The organism is Luteolibacter arcticus, assembly GCF_025950235.1.
Lineage (GTDB): Bacteria > Verrucomicrobiota > Verrucomicrobiia > Verrucomicrobiales > Akkermansiaceae > Haloferula > Haloferula arctica.
Map to the genome: position 1 here is coordinate 282,541 of NZ_JAPDDT010000006.1, position 14,869 is coordinate 297,409.

Annotated in this window: 13 protein-coding genes; 5 read left to right on the forward strand and 8 right to left on the reverse strand. The window is 63.0% G+C overall.

Features of this window, described 5'->3' with window-relative positions; all coding sequences use genetic code 11:
• Positions 1-136: 136 nt before the first annotated feature.
• From galK to OKA05_RS15500, 5 genes are all read right to left on the reverse strand, one after another.
• A complete protein-coding gene (gene galK / locus OKA05_RS15480; RefSeq protein WP_264488073.1) occupies positions 137-1,315 on the reverse strand; it encodes a galactokinase in 1,179 nt (392 codons plus the stop codon).
• A gap of 146 nt (positions 1,316-1,461) precedes the next feature.
• Positions 1,462-3,462 carry a sodium:solute symporter family transporter gene (locus OKA05_RS15485; RefSeq protein ID WP_439331379.1) on the reverse strand — a complete coding sequence of 667 codons (2,001 nt, stop codon included), beginning with the start codon at positions 3,460-3,462 and terminating at the stop codon, positions 1,462-1,464.
• Positions 3,463-3,639: 177 nt separating this feature from the next.
• Positions 3,640-3,840 (reverse strand): hypothetical protein, encoded by a 201-nt coding sequence (locus OKA05_RS15490; protein WP_264488075.1) that lies wholly within the window; start codon positions 3,838-3,840, stop codon positions 3,640-3,642.
• A 22-nt stretch (positions 3,841-3,862) separates the two neighbouring features.
• The gene (locus tag OKA05_RS15495) at positions 3,863-5,650 is read right to left on the reverse strand and encodes a sodium:solute symporter family protein (RefSeq protein ID WP_264488076.1); all 1,788 of its coding nucleotides are present in this window, start codon (positions 5,648-5,650) and stop codon (positions 3,863-3,865) included.
• 138 nt (positions 5,651-5,788) lie between these two features.
• Positions 5,789-6,934 (reverse strand): aldose epimerase family protein, encoded by a 1,146-nt coding sequence (locus tag OKA05_RS15500; protein ID WP_264488077.1) that lies wholly within the window; start codon positions 6,932-6,934, stop codon positions 5,789-5,791.
• A gap of 165 nt (positions 6,935-7,099) precedes the next feature.
• On the opposite strand from OKA05_RS15500, the gene OKA05_RS15505 reads away from it, so the two are divergent.
• The 4 genes from OKA05_RS15505 to OKA05_RS15520 are packed head-to-tail and all read left to right on the forward strand — an operon-like array spanning position 7,100 to position 8,895.
• On the forward strand, positions 7,100-7,543 hold the full coding sequence (locus tag OKA05_RS15505) for a GAF domain-containing protein (RefSeq protein ID WP_264488078.1): 444 nt from the start codon (positions 7,100-7,102) through the stop codon (positions 7,541-7,543).
• Between the two features lie 44 nt (positions 7,544-7,587).
• Entirely contained in the window at positions 7,588-8,064 is a 477-nt protein-coding gene (locus OKA05_RS15510) for a Jag family protein (protein WP_264488079.1), read from the forward strand.
• Positions 8,065-8,066: 2 nt separating this feature from the next.
• On the forward strand, positions 8,067-8,534 hold the full coding sequence (locus OKA05_RS15515) for a DoxX family protein (RefSeq protein WP_264488080.1): 468 nt from the start codon (positions 8,067-8,069) through the stop codon (positions 8,532-8,534).
• Between the two features lie 13 nt (positions 8,535-8,547).
• Positions 8,548-8,895 (forward strand): acyl-CoA thioesterase, encoded by a 348-nt coding sequence (locus tag OKA05_RS15520; protein WP_264488081.1) that lies wholly within the window; start codon positions 8,548-8,550, stop codon positions 8,893-8,895.
• Positions 8,896-8,904: 9 nt separating this feature from the next.
• Here OKA05_RS15520 and OKA05_RS15525 read toward each other — a convergent pair whose 3' ends face one another.
• Positions 8,905-9,633 (reverse strand): hypothetical protein, encoded by a 729-nt coding sequence (locus OKA05_RS15525; RefSeq protein ID WP_264488082.1) that lies wholly within the window; start codon positions 9,631-9,633, stop codon positions 8,905-8,907.
• Positions 9,634-9,765: 132 nt separating this feature from the next.
• Here OKA05_RS15525 and OKA05_RS15530 point away from each other — a divergent pair, with 132 nt between their 5' ends.
• Positions 9,766-11,322, forward strand: a complete 1,557-nt coding sequence (locus OKA05_RS15530; protein WP_343226972.1) for an NAD(P)/FAD-dependent oxidoreductase — start codon at positions 9,766-9,768, stop codon at positions 11,320-11,322.
• Between the two features lie 49 nt (positions 11,323-11,371).
• Here the strand turns inward: OKA05_RS15530 and OKA05_RS15535 are convergent, their stop codons facing one another.
• Together OKA05_RS15535 and OKA05_RS15540 are read right to left on the reverse strand one after the other, a co-directional pair.
• A complete protein-coding gene (locus tag OKA05_RS15535) occupies positions 11,372-12,241 on the reverse strand; it encodes an NAD-dependent epimerase/dehydratase family protein (protein ID WP_264488084.1) in 870 nt (289 codons plus the stop codon).
• The gene (locus OKA05_RS15540) at positions 12,231-14,867 is read right to left on the reverse strand and encodes a glycosyltransferase family 4 protein (RefSeq protein ID WP_264488085.1); all 2,637 of its coding nucleotides are present in this window, start codon (positions 14,865-14,867) and stop codon (positions 12,231-12,233) included. Before OKA05_RS15540 ends, OKA05_RS15535 begins: the two co-directional genes overlap by 11 nt.
• Between the last annotated feature and the right edge of the window lie 2 nt (positions 14,868-14,869).

Consider the following 14,869-nt stretch of genomic DNA (forward strand, 5'->3'; position numbering starts at 1 on the left):
GGGAAGGTGAAGTCCGTGGAAAGGGCATCCCGTTTTTGAGACGCGCCGACCGGGGCGAGAGCCCCTTTGATTCTTCCAGGCACTTCGATTGGTGATTGGAAGATTGATGATTGGTGATTGGTGATTCCCGCCCTCCTCAGAGCACGTGCGCTCCCTGCGACGGCCGGGAGGCGAAGATCTGGGCGGTGATGCCGGTGGCCTCGCGATATTTCTCCGACAGGGTCGTGGCGATCTCGGAAGCCTTCCTGGACTCGCACAGGGTGACGGTTGAGCCTCCGAAGCCGCCCCCGGTCATGCGGGCGCCGATGACGCCGCCACTGCGGCCGATGGCGCGGGCAATGTCGACCATCAGGTCCAGCTCCTTGCAGCTCACCTCGAAGTCATCGCGGAGCGAGTCGTGGCTGGCGGCCATGAGCGGGCCCAGCGCTTCGAAATCGTTTTTCGCCAGGGCTTCCGCGGCGGCGATGGTGCGAGCGATTTCACCGACCACGTGGCGGGCGCGGCGGTTGACCGGATCTCCCATGGCATCCCAATAGGTCTCGACATCGGCGTGAGTCGCATCGCGCCATGAGTTCTTGCCGATGACTTTCAGGCCGTCCTCGGTGTTCTTGCGGCGGGCGGCGTAGCCACCGTCGGACAGCTCGTGATGCACCATCGTATTGGCGATGAGCACGGTGAGATCGGGATTTTCAAACGGCACCAACTCCGGCTCACCGGTCTGGCAGTCGATCAGGATCAAGCGGTTCGCCTTGCCGAAGGCGGAGGCGAATTGGTCCATGATGCCGCAGGGCACGCCGGCGAAATCGTGCTCCGCTTTTTGGCAGAGGAGCGCCTTCTCCTTGGTATCGAGCACGGTGTCGAGCAGGCCCTCGAGCAAGGTGGCGACGCAGCACTCGAGCGCAGCGGAGGAGGAAAGCCCGGCTCCACCGGGGACGGAGGAGATGATGTAGGCGTCGAAGCCCGGGATGTGATGCCCGCGGTCTTGGAAGCCTTGGAAGACGCCACGCAGGTAGTTCGCCCATTTCGGTGCCGTGACTTCCTGCTTCACATTGAGCGGCAGGATGGCCGGTTCGCCGCCGAGGGCAGTGGCGATGCGCGCCTCATTGGTGCCATTCAGTGCGGCAGCCATCACGATGTAGCGGTCGATCGCGAAGGGCAGGACGAAGCCGTCGCAATAGTCGATGTGCTCGCCGATGAGATTGACGCGGCCGGGCGCGGCTGCGGTGACGGTGGCATCGCTACCGAATTGGTAATGGAGGCCTGCCGCGGCGTCGGCGGCGAGATCGGTCAGGGTGGTGGCGAGGTCGAGGGACATGGAGGAAGGGAGGCGCTCGGCCGTTTGCTGAACCGGGCGGTCCGGCGATGGACGTCACGCGGGAGGGGCTGGCGTCGGCTGAAATGCTGAAGGAATCCCGGATTTTGGCAAAGGGGAATGCTGTCCGCAATGGGTCGGCCGCCGGGTCAAGCGAAGACGATGTAGAGCACGATCGTCAGGACGATCGCGATCCCGCCCCAGACCTTGGCAGACTTCGAGGACTCGAGGTTGATCAGATCGGTGACGGGCAGCTTGACCGGCTCCTTCAGCGGATTGGCGAGGGTGACGATGAAGCCGATTGCGACCACGATTAGGAAGCAGAGCCCCATGCGGTCCACGTAGGAGATGTCCGTGGCACCGGGGAACCAGAGCCCGCGCGAGCCGAGTGCCGGGCCGATCCAGTATTTGATAGAGGCGTAAAGCCCGGCATTCACCAGGATGCCCACCCAGCCGAAGTAGCGCGGGGTGCGCGGCGAGAGGAAGCCAAAGAGGAAGACCGCCAGCACGCCGGGGCTGATGAAGCCCTGGAACTCCTGGATGAACTTGAAGATGGTGCCGAACTTCGGATCCCCGAGACCCGGGGCGATCAGGCAGGAGATCAGCACGAAGAGCAGGGTGAAGAACTGGCCCGCGCGCACGGTGGACTTCTCGCTCATGTCCTTCTTCACCTGATGGACCAAGTCCATGGTGGCGATGGTCGCGGCGGAATTCAGCATCGAGGCCAGCGAGGAAACGACCGCGCCGAAAATGGCGGCGAGCACGAACCAGGTGAGGCCCGGACGCAGAAGATTGCGCATCAGGGTCGGGAACGCCGCATCGTAGTCGTAGCCGATTAACTTGGTGCCGGCCTCGATCTTTTTGCCGGCAGCGTTCTTGAGCAGTTCTCCATTCGCAGCCGCCATTTCCTTTGGCGAGACGCCTTGGATCGCTTCGTGGGCCACGCCGGTGACCCGGGAGTTGTGGACGAGCACGGCGAGCGCCTGGTCCGGCGAGGTCAGCGCGAAGTTCTCGGTGAAGGGATACACCTTGTTCGTATTGGCGGAGACTTCCGCCATGGTCGCGGCGTTCTTCTTGGAAGCCTCGAACCGCAGGTCCTTGTGGTAGAGATTGAAGCAGATGATCCCGGGAATCACGATGAGGAAGGGGATCACCAGCTTGAGCATGGCGGCGAAGACGATGCCCTTCTGGCCTTCCGCCAGTGACTTTGACCCCAGCGTTCGCTGAACGATATATTGGTTAAGCCCCCAGTAGAAACAGATCGGCACCCAGATGCCGAGCAGCAGCACGGTCCATGGCAGTTCGGGGTCCTGGATCGGGCGGATCATGTGGAGCTTGCCGCCCGCGAGATTTTCACCGGGCAGGGCCGCGGCCTCGCCGTCCTTGCCGGCGTTCAGGAGCGTGAAGCGTTCCCAGGCACCGGCGTTCTGGAGATTTTCCGTGGTGGCGCTGGAATTGGCAACCTTGGTCAGGATGAGTTCGTTCGGGTCGGCAACTTTCAGCGCACCGAAGGCGAGCCACATCACGACCGCGCCGCCGACGATCAGGCCTGCGCCCCAGATCAGGTCGGTCCACGCGCAGGCTTTCAGGCCACCGACCAGCACGTAGATGGCGGCGGAGATGCCGATGATCCAGCAGCCGATGGTGATGTCGCCAAGGTCCGCGCCCATGACCATGCGGCCCTGGAAGAAGACCGAGATGACTTTCGCGCCGGAGTAGATCACCGAGGCGGTCGGCACGCCGACGAGGATGATCAGCGTCGCGACAGCCATCACGATCCGGGAAAAGACGCCGTAGCGGTATTCCAGGAACTCCGGGATGGTGTAGATGCCGCAGCGCAGCAGCTTCGGCAGGAAAACGAAGGCGACCAGCACCAGCGCGATGGCGGAAAGCCACTCCCACGACGAGACCGCCATCCCCAGCCAGTCGGCGGCTTGGCCGGACATGCCGACGAATTGCTCCGTGGAAATGTTCGCCGCGATCAGCGAGAAGCCGACCAGCCACCAAGTCAGCCCGCGGCCGGCGAGGAAGTAGCCGGCGGCTCCTCCCGATTCCGCTCCGTCAGACGATTCCTTCCGCCCCTGCCAGATGCCGAAGGCGATCACGCCCACCACTACGACGAGGAACAGCACGACATCGAGCGTGCTCATTTTGCCAGCCTCAAGGCTGACGTCGGCAAGCAGGGCGGGAATCATGGATGGATTGATATTAGAAACGGGTTTGGTGGAAACGGGCGGGCAGCAAACGAGGCCAATTCTGCCGGTCTTGCGCGAAACGCGCGGTTGGCGGAATTGGCCTCGTGCGAATACCGACGAGTGCAGGCGGGCTTAGCCTTGTTTCTTGCCGGCTTTCTTGGCGAAGAAGAGCATGACGAGTCCGAAGACGAGCATGACCACACCCCAGATGGTGTTCACGGGTATGTCGAGTGACTTGGCATACATCGGGTCGCCCTTGGTGAAGATGCCGTAGGCCGTGAGCATCACGCCGTAGATCGTGAAGACGTAGCCGATAGGAAGTCGGAGATCCATGGTGGTATCAGTTTCGGGGTTCTTACCAGAAGATGAAGTTGAGGACGATGACTGCCACCATCACGAAGGAGCCCAGGACGGCGGGACGCAGGATCCAGAGTTCCTTCTCGTCGCGATACTTCGGTGTGAGCGAGTAAACGAGGCCTCGGAGTTCCTCGTCGGACTTGGTGCGCGGGGTGACCAGCGAAAGAACGGCATTCACCACGAAAGTCACGCTGAAGGCCACGATGGCGATCCAGAAGTTCTGCGACATTTCCTTCGGGAATTCGATCATGCTGCTGATCCAGCCGCCTTTAACGCCCGGCGCGTTGCCGATGGCGATGCTCATGCCGTGGAAGACCACTGCGGCGGTGGTGCCGACCACCAGGCCCCAAAAGGAACCGACGCCATTCGAGCGCTTGGTGAACATGCCGAGCAGGAAGGTCGCGAACAGCGGCGCATTCACAAAGCCGAACACGAGTTGCAGGATCGACATGATGTTGTTGTATTTCGACGCGACGAACGCGAAACCCATCGCGGCGATGATGCCGAAGATCGTCGCATACCTGCCCATGGCGAGCAGTTGCTTGTCGGTCTGGTCCGGCTTCATGGTCTTGTAGAGGTCGTAGGTCCAGACCGTGTTGAAGGCCGTGACGTTCGCCGCCATGCCGGACATGAAGGAGGCCATCAGCGCGGTGAGCGCCAGACCCAGCAGGCCGTTCGGGAAATAGTGAAAGATCATCGAGGGCAGCACCTGATTATAGTTCAGCACTGCTTGGCCCGCGTCGTTCAGCACGACGGCACCGTTCGCATCCAATTTGTTCGGAATCGCGTATCCGGGAGCCGGGTCGCTGGTAAGCGCATAGGCGATCAGGCCGGGCAGGATGACCACCGCGGGGAAGAGCATCTTGGGGATGGCACCGATGATCGGGGTGCGGCGCGCGGCACCCATGGAGTTTGCCGCGAGTGCCCGCTGCACTTCGGCGAAGTTCGTGGTCCAATAGCCGAAGGAAAGGACGAAGCCGAGGCCGAAAAGGATGCCATACCACGGCACGCCCATCGGGTTTTCAGTGCCGCCGGTTTGGGCCCAGGAGTGCATCGCGCCGACTCCTTGTTCGGACGCCATCAGCTTGGCCTTCAGGCCTTCCCAACCGCCGACATTCTTCAACGCAATGTAGGCCAGCGGGGCGATGCCGAAGACGATCATGAAGAATTGCAGCACCTCATTGTAGATCGCCGAGCTCAGGCCGCCCTTCAGCACGTAGGCGAGCACGATCAGGGAAGTGACGACCAGACACGCGTAGTAGTTCCAGTCGAGCAGCGCGTGGAGCAGGTCCGCCAGCGCGTGCATGGAGATCCCGGAGGAGGCCACCGTCATGAAGGCGAAGGAGACGGAGTTGAAGACGCGCGTCGGTTCATTGTAACGCATCTTCAGGTATTCGGGCACCGACTTGGCCTTCGAGCCGTAATACATCGGCATCATGAAGACGCCGAGGAAGACCATCGCGGGAATCGCGCCCACCCAGTAGAAGTGAGTTGTCATGATGCCATACTCGGCACCGGAGGCGGCCATGCCGATCAGCTCCTGAGCGCCGAGGTTCGCGGAAATGAACGCGAGTCCGCAGACCCAACCCGGAATCGAACGGCCGGAGAGGAAGAAGTCGTCCGCGCTGTTCATGTACTTCTTCAGCGCGAAGCCGATGCCGAGGACAAAGGCGAGGTAGATCGCCATGATCGACCAGTCGATCGCGTGGAGATCCGGTTTCGCCATTCCCTCCGTGGAGATGGCCCCGCCGGTGGCGGCGAGAAGCGAGGTGAATTCTATGAACATCTTGGGTTGGTCAGGCAGGTAGGTTGAGGAGGCAGGTGCGCGATTTCAACCGACGGCACACTCGTCTAGCAAGTGGCCAGTGTGTGCGCCCCCATGATCGGGTGGGGGCGCATTGAACCGGTTCGGACCGCGATTTGCTTACTCGGCGGAGAACTTGTGGACCATCGTGTGGGTATAGGTCTCGCCCGGCTTGAGGACGGCGGTCGGGAAGGACGGCTGGTTCGGCGCATCCGGGAAGTTTTCGGTCTCCAGACAGCAGGCGGTGCGATGGGCGTACTTCACGCCCTTCTTGCCGGCAAAGCTGCCATCGAGGAAATTGCCGCCGTAGAATTGGACGGCGGGCTTGTCGGTGGAGATTTCCAGCACGCGGCCGGTCTTGGGATCCTTCAGGCGGGCGGCGAGGCGAACGCCGGGCTTGGGCGTGAGCACCCAGGCGTGGTCGTAGCCGCCGCCGAGCTTCAGCGCTTCGAAGTCCTCGTTCACGCGGTCGCCGATCGCGGTCGGCTTGGTGAAGTCCATCGGGGTGCCCGCGACGGGGGCCTGCACGCCGGTCGGGATCAGGCCGGCATTGGTCGGCAGATACTTGTCGGCCTCCAGCGTGAGGATGTGGTCGTTGATGGAGGTGTTGGGGTCGCCGCTGAGGTTCCAGTAGCTGTGGTGGACGATGTTGAGGACCGTCGTGGCGTCGGTGGTGGCGGCGACTTCCCACTTCAGCTCATTGGCGTCGGTGAGGGTGTAGGTGACCTTGGTGGTCAGGGTGCCAGGGTAGCCTTCCTCGCCGTCCTTGGAGACGTATGTGAAGGTCACGGCGTTGGCGTCGGGCTTTGCTTCGCCGGTCCACATGACCTTGTTGAAGCCGACCTTGCCGCCGTGGAGGTGGCAGGGGATGCCGCCCGGTTCGTTGTTCGTGGCGAGGGTGTAGCTCTTGCCATCGAGGGTGAATTTGCCGTCCTTGATGCGGTTGCCGAAGCGGCCGACGGTGGCGCCGAAGTAGGGATTGTCGTCGGAGAGGTAGCCTTCCGGCGAGTCGAAGCCGTGGGTCACGTCGGCCAGCTTGCCGGCCTTGTCCGGGACTTCCATCGACACCAGCGTGGCGCCGAGGTCGGAGATCTTGGCGCGCAGGCCGTTCTTGTTGGTCAGGGTGAAGAGTTTGGCTTCACGGCCGTCGGAGAGCTTTCCAAAGGTATCCACGGGAATTTTCGAGGTGGCGGAGGAAGAGCCGGATTCTTTGCAGCCGACAAGGCAAGCGGCTGCCATCAGCGTCATCAAGGGTGCTACTTTCATGGGTTATTGGGTCAAACGTGGTCGAAATCTCAAACCGCAAGCCGGGGGTGTAAATCCGAAATCCTGTCCGCAGCTTCTAGGGTTCTCGATGCATCTCATGCTAAGGCGGGTGCGGGCAAGATTTCCTTGTTGCCGCGTTGGCCGGGGAGGGGGAAGAACAACGGCATGACCGTTGATTTCGCGAATCCGGAAAGTGTGAGGGCTTGGCTCGCCGGGGTGCTGGAAAGTTTCTCCTGCCAGACCGGGACCCTCCACCGGGCCGATGGCGAGTGGCTGGATCTGGTAGTCCAGATCGGCGTGCCGGATTTCCTGCTGCCGAAGATCGCCCGCATTCCCTTCGGCAAGGGCATCGCCGGGGTGGCGGCGGAGCGCCGGGAGCCGGTCGAGCTGTGCAATCTTCAGGAAAACCTCGGCGGGGTGGCCCGGCCGGATGCCCGCGAGACGAAGGTTTCCGGGTCGCTGGCCGTGCCGGTTTTATCCGCGGATGGGGCGCTCGTTCTCGGCACGCTGGGCATCGGCATGCAGGTGCCTCATGATTTCACCGAGGAGGAGAAGTCGCGTCTGTCCGGAATCGCGGCGGATATTGGAAAGACATGGTCCGGAAGCTGACCTCGCCATTGACCGGCGGGCGTGAGAATCGTTAGATGGCGGCCATGACACCCGTTGGGGCAGCGAAGAAGATCCTCGATACCATGTTGGGCCATCTCGGCTTTCACGTGGAAATCGAGATCATCGACAGCGAGGAGGAGCCGTGCTTGCAGATTCACATGCCACGCAGCGAACTGCTGATCGGCAAGGACGGCGAACGGCTGGATGACCTGCAGTATCTCGTCAACCGGGTGCTGCGGAAGCATTTCCCCAAGGCCCCGCGGGTCCGGATCGACTGCGAGCACTACCGCGCGATCCAGGAAGACAAGCTGGCCGCCGAGGTGAATGCTGCCGCCGAGGGCGTGAGAGCCACCGGCAAGCCCTTCAAAATGCGTCCACTCAATGCCTACTACCGTCGGCTCGTTCACAACGTGCTGGTCGATGACACCACGGTGGAAAGCGTCTCGCCCGGTGGCGAGGAGCGCCTCAAGCGCATCATCATCCGTCCCCGCGGTACGGGCGGCACCCCGAGCGCGGAATGAGAATGAAGAAGTTCTTTTTTGACTGTGGGACTCGTGACCCGTTGGCTTCGAGTGGCTTGGTGCTGATGCGGCTGACGATCGGCTGGATGATGCTCTACGGCCATGGCGTCGCGAAGATCCAGAATTTCGAGAAGCTCAAGGCCACTTGGGCGGTGCCCGGGATCTTCCCGCTGAATTTCATGAGCAGCCCGGTCAGCCTCGTGGCCACGATCGGGGCGGAGGTTGTGGCCGCCGGCTTGCTGATCATCGGCTTGGCGACGCGACCGGCTGCGTTCGTGCTCGGCTTCGCGATGTGCGTGGCTGCATTCCAAGTCCACGCCCACGATCCGTTCTTTGCCAAGGGCGGCGCGGCGAAGGAGATGGCAGTGCTCTATCTGATTCCCTGCTTCGTCCTCATCATCACCGGTGCCGGCCAGTGGTCGATCGACGCCGGATTTGACACCGAAAAGCGCCGCCGCCGCCTGCGCTGAGTTGATCTGAGCCATGGAAACGCACCGCCTCGTCCTGCCCGAAGACCTCAACCACTTCGGCTTCCTCTTCGGCGGCCGCCTGCTGGCGTGGGTCGATGAGGCCTGCTGGATTGCCGCTTCGCTCGACTTTCCGCACTGTCAATTCGTCACCATCGGCATGGACAAGGTGGAGTTCCGCCATTCCGTGCGGCAGGGGACGATCCTCAATATCCGCTGCACCAAGGAGCGCGAGGGCACTACCTCCGTTCGCTATAGGGTGGAGGTCTTCGACCGCCGCAACCCGATCGCTCCGTCGATTTTCGAGACCGCCATCGCCTACGTGGCCGTGGACGACAGCGGGCGGAAGCGGCCGATAAGGTAGCTGAGAGCTTCAGGGCTTGAGTCGCGGATCGGGGAAGCTCTTGAAAGTGAGTTCCTTGAGCTTCGTCGCGGTGTCGGCATGGCCCTGTTTGGCGGCCATGTCGGCAAGTTGCAGGGTGGTGGTGATGAGCGTTTCCTTGGAGTCCTCGATCAGCTCCTCCACCATCGCGAGCTTTTGCTCCTTGTAGATTCTTGCCGCGTCGTTGTGGCGGGCGATCTCCTCGGTCAAATAGGTGATGAAATCTCCGGCATATTTGGTGAAGAGGTCCGCATCACCCTGGGCGAGGAGGTCTTCCCGGGCGTAGAGGAAGCAGTTCTGGGCCAGTGCGGGCTGTTTCGCATCGAGCCTTTTGAAAAGCGCGATGGTGGATGGATCCTCGCCGAGCGTTTCGTTGATCGAAAGCACGTCGTTGAAGAGCGTAGCCTCTGCCGTCCCGTCTTCGAGCGCCTTCGCGTCGCGATCGCGGATCGCCTTCAGCGAAGCGAGGGCCGGTGGATACTTGTCGGCGAGTTCCTTCCAATCCGAGAGGGCGAAAGAAAGGCGCACTCCGTATTCGGCGGGATCGATGCGGAGAGCATTCTCGTGGTACCACTCGTGACGTTCCAAGGCTTTCGCATGCTGGCCCGAGTCGGCGAATGCCCTCGCATCTTGAAGTGCTTTGGTTGCTTCGTCTTCCACGGCGTGAGAAAGTTGGATGGATAGGGCGGCTAGCAGTGCCCCGAGATGGAGGAGTCTCATGATGTGGCTTCCTAGCGGGTTTGACTCGGGCAGGCAATGTCCGGCTTTCCGCGAGCAGGGCGCTCGCTTACTGATGTGGACGAGCTTGCTCTTGCCCGCTTTGCCCGCACCTGCGATGACGCCTTGTCACCGATGATCGAGACGATCGACCTCATCCTGCCCCTCGAAGCCTCCGAGGACGAAGGCGCGTGGAAAGCTGCCGCGGCGAAGAAGCTCGGCTTGCCCGCCTCGCGGGTGAGCGGGGTGCGGCTGCTGAAGCACTCGCTGGATGCCCGCCAGCGGGCGGTGAAAGTGCAGCTCCGCCTCGAGGTCGCGATCGATGAGCCGTTGTCGGCGGAGGTGAATCCCCGTTGGTCCGCGCCATCGCTGACTGCGAATGCGAGGACGGCCGTCATTGTAGGCTGTGGCCCGGCTGGCATGTTTGCCGCGCTGCGCTGTCTGGAGCGTGGGATCAAGCCGATCGTGCTGGAGCGTGGCAAGGATGCCTCCGCGCGGCGCTTCGACCTCGCGCCGATCTTGCGGCAGGGAGTCGTCATCGAGGATTCGAACTACTGCTTCGGCGAAGGCGGGGCCGGCACCTTTTCCGATGGCAAGCTCTACACCCGTGCCACCAAGCGCGGGCCGGTTGCCCGCGTTTACGAAATCCTGGTCGCTCACGGCGCGCCGCAGCGCATTCTAACAGACGCTCATCCCCACATCGGCTCGAACCTGCTGCCGAACGTGGTGAAGGCGATGCGTGCCTCCATCCTCGAAGCCGGTGGGGAAGTTCGTTTCCAAACCAAGGTTGTCGAATTCATCGTGGAGGGGGGGTGCCTTCGTGGCGTTGTCACCGCGGCGGGTGACGAAATCACGGGCGATGCCGTGATCCTCGCCACCGGCCACAGCGCGCGGGACATCTACCGGCTGTTGGCGGAGAAGAAGGTCTTGTTAGAACGCAAGCCCTTCGCGGTCGGCGTCCGCATCGAGCACCCGCAGCCATTCATCGATGCCGAGCAGTATCACCTGCGCAAGGACGAGCAACGCCCGGACCTTTTGCCGGCAGCGCGCTACTCCGTGGCCACCAAGATCGATGACCGCGGCGTGCATTCCTTCTGCATGTGCCCGGGCGGCTTCATCGTGCCGGCCTCGACCGAGAATGACGAGGTGGTGGTGAATGGCATGAGCCTCGCCCGTCGCGACTCGCCCTTCGCGAACTCTGGACTCGTGGTCACCGTCGAGCCGGAGGATACGGACTCCTTCGCCCAGGAACATGGCGTGCTCTCCGGCATCGCTTACCAGAAGGCGCTCGAAGTGGCGGCCAAGCAAGCGGGCGGTGGCGGCCAGGTCGCACCAGGCCAACGCGTCGCCGACTTCCTCGTGGGCAAGGTTTCCGCCGATCTGCCGAAAACCAGCTACTTCCCCGGCGGCAAGTCCTCGCCACTGCACGAGATCCTGCCGCAGGGCATCGTCCGCCGCATGCAGACGGGGCTGAAGCTCTTCGATCGCAAGATCCGCGGCTATGCGGGGAAAGAGGCGCTGTTGTTAGGTTTCGAGACCCGCACCAGTTCGCCGGTTCGCATCCCGCGCCGTAACGACACGCTGGAGCATCCGGAAGTTCATGGTCTTTACCCCTGTGGTGAAGGCGCGGGCTACGCCGGGGGCATCGTCAGTGCTGCGCTCGATGGTATGCGGGTCGCGGAAGCGCTGTAAGGCGTGTCGACGTTCCGTCGACACGGTGTGGACGGAACGTCCACACTCCTTATGCGAAGCGCACCTCCGCTTTCCAGCCAAGAACTTCTCGCGCCTTCCTGACATCCGCCAAGGTCGTCGGCACGTCCGCCGGATGCGCGGGTCCATATTTCACCTCCGTGGTCATCCCCGCCCACGCCTCCGCCGCACGCAGCATGTCGTTCACCGAGTGATTGGTTCCGGTGCCGATGTTGAAGACCTCGAAGCCGTGGCCAGTCCAAGCGATCGATTTTTCCACCGCACGGGCCACGTCGGACACATGGGTGAGATCCCTTCGCTGGCTGCCGTCGCCGTGGATGGTGATCGTTTCTCTGGCGAGAATCTTCCGGCGAAAGGATTCCAGCGCCAGATCCGGGCGCTGACCATCGCCCCACACGGCGAACAGCCTCAACGCGAGGAAATCGATGCCGTACTTCCGGGCGTATAGCTCTCCCCACTGCTCGCCTTGCACCTTCGTCAGGGCATACGGGCTGCAGGGTGAAAGCGGATCATCCTCCGCGCTCGGGGTTCCATCCGTCGCGCCATAGACGCTGGATGACGAAGCGAAGATGACGCGCTTCACCTCGCGCTGCCTTGCCCATTCCAATAGTCGCACCGTGCCGGCGACATTGGTTGCCAGGTAGTCCGATGGCCGCTCCATTGAAGGGCGGACCCCTCCCAATGCAGCGAGGTGAATGATCGTGTCAAAGCCCCCTTCCGGCAGCGCCCCGTCGCGGAGGTCGCAGCGGATCTCCCGGACCCTTTCGGGGTGCAGCGTCACCGGCTCGCGGAGATCCAGGGCAGTCACCTCGAAGCCCGCCGCCGCGAGATGCCGGACGACGTAGCTGCCGATGAAGCCGGAGGCTCCGGTGACCAATACGCTGGGTTTGTTAGATGGCATCCGGGAGGAAAAGTCGCAGGTAGTCGTTCGTCATTCGCTCCAGGGTGAAGTGTCTTCGGATGTGTTCCCGGGCGGCCACGCTCATCGCGTCGCGTTTCGTAGCATCATGGGCCAGATCGACCATGGCGTTAGCGAATGCCCGAACGTCGCGCGCCGGAACCAGCCGGCCATTCACTCCGTCGATGACTTGCTCGGAAGCACCGCCGACATCGCTGGCGATCACCGGCAGGCCCGAAGCCAGCGCTTCCAGCGAGGCATTCGGGCAACCCGCGGGATCGGAGATCATCACAAAGACATCGCAGCCCGCGTGAAAGCCGCCGATGTCCTGCGTCTCGCGCCGCCATTCGACGGGCAGATCCATTGCGAGTTCCCGCAATGATTCCGCACACTCTTCCGCACCGGTCTCGACCCCGCCGGCGATTCTCAGGACGCAGTCTGGCAACTCGGGCAAGGCGATCCGGAACGCTTCGATCAGCTCGTCCAGACGCTTCTGCGGGCTGATTCGAGCGGCGGTGCCGAAGACCAGCTTCCCTTTGAAGTGTGAGCGCCGGCGAGGTTGATCCGGCAGCAACACCCCGTTCGGGATGACTGCGACGGGAGCGCCAATTGCCTTCGCCCGTTCTGCTTCCGCCCCGTATTTTACAACAAAGCTCTCTAACAAGCGGCCGTAGTGGCGTGGCACCCGGCACGGCAGTCCCGGGGGAGGATTCTCCATCGTCCGCTCGAAGGACGAGAACCACATTTCACCCGGCGAAATGTCATGCACCGGCGTGAACGGGAGCGCGTCGGCGAGCAGCAGCTTGTGAAGCGTGATCGCATTCCAGAACACCACTGCCGCGGGCGGGTCGGCGGTCATTTCGGCGAGGATCAAATCCACCGACTCCTGCGGCCCGATGATGCCCGATGGCGGAGGAACGAAGACTTCGATGCCGTGCTCTAACAAATCCGTCCGTCCCGCCGTAGGATGCTCCGGATATTCCTGGAGCAATGCCACGCGCACCCGATGGCCCTTGGCGTGAAACGACTTCGCCAGCCGCCGCAATGATGACTGCGCGCCGCCCATCGAGAGGTTGTTTGTGACGAACCACAACGTGGTTCCCTTCCTGGCGAGGCATGCCGCCTGCCGTGCGAAGCGAGCCACGCGCCCCGCCATGCGCTCCGTCGTGAAGTCACGCCACACCCCTTTGTGCGCCGAGGGTAGGGGAGCGAGCAATGCGTTCACGATCTCCCTGGCGAACTGCTCCGGAGGTGCCGCCGCATCTAACAAACGTACCGCGGGATTCCGCCACGCCAGTTCGCGCGTGCCACCCGTGTCGCAGGCGATCACCGGCCGACCGGATGACATCGCTTCGAGGTGGGCGAGACTGAGTCCCTCATGAGCACTGCAAGAAACCAGCGCGTGCGCCCTTGCTAAGACATCGCGCACCGGGACCTCGCCCTCGGTCCAGGTCAGATCGATGCCATGCTTCTCTGCTTCGCGGTCGACCAGTTTCCGGGATACGAGCGCATCGGCGAGACTGTCCGAGGTCTCGCCTGCGATGACCAGCTTCACCAGTTGGTTCACTCCGCGGGACATGAGTTCATGGCGGGTCGCGGCCACGATGGCCGGCAGCAGTTCGAGCCGTTTCTGGGGTCGCGGATTCGCCACACAGGCCAGCGTAAATCCCGTGGCGGTCGAGGGCAGCGGCGTTTCGGGGAACTCATGCGGCCGGATGCCATTCCACACCGTGCGCACCGGTAGCTCCGGCAGTGCCTCGCGCAGTTCTGTTTCGACGGCTTGTGAGCAGGCCAGCAGGAGCGAGACATCGTTTGACCGCAGCGTCTCCCAGTTGCGCGGCCAGCCTTGGCGGCTGTTGTGGACCGTGGCGATCACCGGGATGCCGGACTTCGACAGCACCCGGGTCTCGTCGGCATCGGTGAGATGGACGTGGAGTACGTCCGCGCCTTGGGCGATGGCATGTTTTACCAATATGCCCGCACGCTCGCCGCGCCGGAGATGCGAGAGGTCGAGCGTTCCGGGCGGCGCATCAAGGGGCTTGCGGTGAGGCTTTCCCAGCACCACCAGTCGCGTCGCGACACCGTGGCGTGGCAGCTCTTCCGCAAGATCCCGCGCGATCTTTTCGGCACCGCCGTGTTGGAGGCTGGTGACGATCTGATAGACCGCCAGCCGCTCGTCGGTCTCCGCGAGATCGAGTACCGGCCAGTGGACGACGCGTGTCGACGAGGGCAGTGGTTCTCCTCTCAAGCGCGCCTGCAGCGTGGCGGGAGACGAATGCCACTCACAAAGCGGCACCGGCAACTCGCCGGGGTAATCGCCGCCGTGCCTGCGGTGGAAATCCGCCCACGCGCCGCTTGGAGGTAGGCCTATCGCGACCAAGGGCCGTCCCTCTAACAGCGGCGGCGCTTTGAAGGTCTCGGGCGCTCGCAGCACGTGGCCGGCGCGTAGTAAAAGCCCGGGACCGCTCTCGATCGGGGTGAGCGTGAACCCCGCGGCTTCCAAGCTGCGGCGGCTGCGGGCCTCCAGCCACGGCTTGCGGGGATCGCCGCCGAGAATATGGGCCGCACCGCCCAGGCTGACATGTGCCGGCTGCGGATGCGGATCGGAAAGGGAGCGCGAATGGGACATCG